1 protein-coding gene is annotated in these 579 nt (G+C 44.2%); it reads right to left on the bottom strand.

Going from position 1 to position 579, the window contains the following annotated elements; translation table 11 throughout:
• A partial coding sequence (locus QUA13_RS26175; RefSeq protein ID WP_333203225.1) for a GAF domain-containing protein occupies positions 1-496 on the bottom strand: 496 nt, incomplete at its 3' end.
• Positions 497-579 lie beyond the last annotated feature (83 nt).

The raw sequence follows: 579 nt of genomic DNA, 5'->3' as shown, positions 1-579 counted from the left end.
ATTGCTGGTATTTATAATTATGAACTTTCTTTGAAGATAAATTAGCGATCGCCTGAGAATTTCGCAAGAGGTCTATTGTCCGAATTGGAACCATTGCCAGACTTTTGACAAATGTGGGCTGATAAGCGGCGTGGGGAATACGAGCGTCCTCATAGATGTCTGGGATGACGGTTGGTTGACGGTTTAACATTGTCCAACCGCTGATGCATATACTCATTGGAAACCGCAGCCCTTTCCACAGAGGTGCAATGGCATCTTCGTCGGCATAGAAACACTGATCTTTGTCGCGCAAGACAAAGGTAGCACCATCAGCACCTGTGAGTTGGCGTGCGGCAACTCGCACGATCGCCATGACATCTTCGAGGCTGCGGGCTAACGAGAGTTCTTGCACAACGACGAGCAGTTTTTCCATTGCTAGGTTGTACTGGCTTGTTGTGTCTTCATTAACAAGATTTGTAATTTTTGTTAAAGGAAACGTTATAAGAGCTGTGTTCATTTTGTTACGCTTCGGATAGGTTTTCTCGTCGTATCAATTTACTCGGAAACTGAGTAATATCCTACAGTAGATTTACGTAAACT

The organism is Microcoleus sp. S28C3 (assembly GCF_036700785.1).
In the GTDB taxonomy this organism is placed as follows: domain Bacteria; phylum Cyanobacteriota; class Cyanobacteriia; order Cyanobacteriales; family Microcoleaceae; genus Microcoleus; species Microcoleus asticus.
This window is presented reverse-complemented; position numbering and strand designations above follow the sequence as displayed.